Raw genomic sequence first — 2,177 nt, 5'->3', positions numbered from 1 at the left:
AACAGGAATGCTGCCCGTTAGCTCAATAAAAAACAGGATCGCCGCAGCCATCCCATCTTTAACATACGCACCCCGTTAACGCAATAAGGATTATATTTCTTCTTGATATATTTCTGATTTTAACGGTTTCAAATTTATTGGTATTTTAAACTCCTGAAGACTTTCAATATGATTAAAAAAAATATCTATATTATCATAATCCATTGACCATTCTTCTACCTTTAACTTTTTTAATTCATTTGTTGGTTTAAATAAAAATTCACAGTGTAACTGTTCCATATGAGAATAGTCATCTTCTTCATAAACAGTAAACTGACGTATAAAATCAAAATGAAATAGTTTTTCTCCAGTAAACTTATAGACACCACATTGAAATAAAATTTCTTTTTCTTCTTCTCCCTCAACCTCCTCTGTAGAAAAAGCTTTAAATGCTTCCCAAACATTTTTTATATCATTGGTATCATCACCAATCTTATGTTTAAGATAACTTTCAGCATTCTTAACTGTAATCATAACATCACCTCGGATTTACAATTTCACCAATCCCTATCCATTATTCAGGTTGATAGCAAAAGAACGATAGTCTTATTAAACAATAGCCCCCGTAAGTTCAACAAGGATTACTCTCAATTAAAGCAACAAAAATTGCTCTAAAAGGATATGTAGAATAACTATTAGCTAATCTTTATTGCTTGTTTGCTAACTCATCTCTATCACTTGCTAGAGGTGGTTGTTCTAACCATCCGTTATCAATCATTATCTTTGCTCCATCTGAAGCATATTGTCCGACTTCAGCCATTAGACGACTATACTCTAAACCTAAATCACGTCTGGGACTAGTAGATAAACTAGCACCATAAAAAGCCATTCCAATTGCGTTTAAAGATGTAACTTGAAACATCATTATCTTATCAGAAAACGTAAAGGTAGTTGATTCCGTTATATCAGTATCCCAAGCCATTGGGACTGGTAAATTGTCTTTACTTAGTTTTTGACTAAACACTTCAACATGCTTCTTCGCAATATCTCTACCTCTAATTAAATATTCTTTTACTTTGGCATCTTTAGCGACTTGACTGAAACCAATTAGGGTTGCAGTTCCAAGTGCATTTCGTTGTATGTTGGAGTAAAGGTTTGTTATTTCTAATGCTGATAATGGTCTCACATCACCAAAAAATCCTGCCAAAAAGCTTTTCTCTTTAACAAACTCCACATTTTTAGGTATTGGAAAATATGGAGAGCGTATATATAGACCTTTCGATAATAACACTTCAGCTGTTATAGTATGTAACTTTGCTATTTCCGTTAGGCATTCCGTATAATAACTATTTACATCCGAACGAACAGATAAAGCAACAGCCATACTATAAGCATTTAACCCTATGTTACTTTGTCGTAATAAAAAGCGTAGATAGTAACTATCAGAAAAAAGACGTGGGGCATTTATATCAATGTCTTCACCTTCAATAAAACCATAAGGAATAGGAAAGCTTTCTTTATTAAAAATAGCTGTCAATTTTGGAATATGTGATTGTGATAATTGTAATGCATACTCTAAAACTGGTCTTATTTCTGCGTCGTCAACATTATTTAAAAAATATTTTAAAAAACAGATTGAGAAGCTATCGTTCATATAAGACGTCCAAAGTTGTGAAATTTCTGCTGATGTTAACCTAATGTTATGCTCAGTTTGCATATTGTCATTCCTTCCCAAATCTAGCTGGCTTAAATTATTATTTTCAGTTAAAGTTTATTTTATTTACGACATATCGAAGTCTCTTCTTTTTATACAAAAGTTAATTACATCTTCAACTAAACTGCTTCGTTAGTTGAAGAAGAAAATAAAATCTTTATTTTATAAATAAAAAAGAGAGCCTTAGCTCTCCAACAATCCGTTAACTTTTTGAATCTCCCCTTCAAATAACCTCATGTCCAACTCGTAATCATCATGACCATCAAATGAATCCAACATATCTTTTTCTTGATGTAATGTTATCAAATACTGCTCCAATGAAAACCCACCACTTTGGATTGTATTCTCAAACACAACTTTAAATCTGCTCATTTATTTCACCTCGACAGATAGTATTTCCAATACAATAAATGAAATTCGTATTCTATTACCAAATATAAAAAGGACCATTTAGGTCCTTTTGGCTTCTTCAACTAAAGCACCC

At 32.2% G+C, this 2,177-nt stretch carries 3 protein-coding genes; all 3 read right to left on the bottom strand.

From position 1 onward, the window contains the following. Positions 1-90: 90 nt before the first annotated feature. Complete coding sequence (locus tag AAHB15_RS29805; protein ID WP_335575696.1) at positions 91-513, bottom strand: hypothetical protein; 423 nt, start codon at positions 511-513, stop codon at positions 91-93. Between the two features lie 172 nt (positions 514-685). Next, entirely contained in the window at positions 686-1,696 is a 1,011-nt protein-coding gene (locus AAHB15_RS29800) for a DUF3231 family protein (RefSeq protein ID WP_335575697.1), read from the bottom strand. A gap of 180 nt (positions 1,697-1,876) precedes the next feature. Next, positions 1,877-2,065 (bottom strand): hypothetical protein, encoded by a 189-nt coding sequence (locus AAHB15_RS29795; RefSeq protein WP_342043891.1) that lies wholly within the window; start codon positions 2,063-2,065, stop codon positions 1,877-1,879. Between the last annotated feature and the right edge of the window lie 112 nt (positions 2,066-2,177).

It is taken from the genome of Bacillus sp. OTU2372 (genome assembly GCF_038440275.1).
In the GTDB taxonomy this organism is placed as follows: domain Bacteria; phylum Bacillota; class Bacilli; order Bacillales; family Cytobacillaceae; genus Neobacillus; species Neobacillus bataviensis_B.
The sequence above is the reverse complement of the archived record's forward strand: the minus strand, read 5'-3'. Positions and strand labels throughout refer to the sequence as shown.

Coding starts and splice junctions, on each gene's coding strand:
- AAHB15_RS29800 (WP_335575697.1), bottom strand. CDS start 1,696: ATGCAAACTGAGCATAACATTAGGTTAACATCAGCAGAAATTTCACAA.
- AAHB15_RS29805 (WP_335575696.1), bottom strand. CDS start 513: ATGATTACAGTTAAGAATGCTGAAAGTTATCTTAAACATAAGATTGGT.
- AAHB15_RS29795 (WP_342043891.1), bottom strand. CDS start 2,065: ATGAGCAGATTTAAAGTTGTGTTTGAGAATACAATCCAAAGTGGTGGG.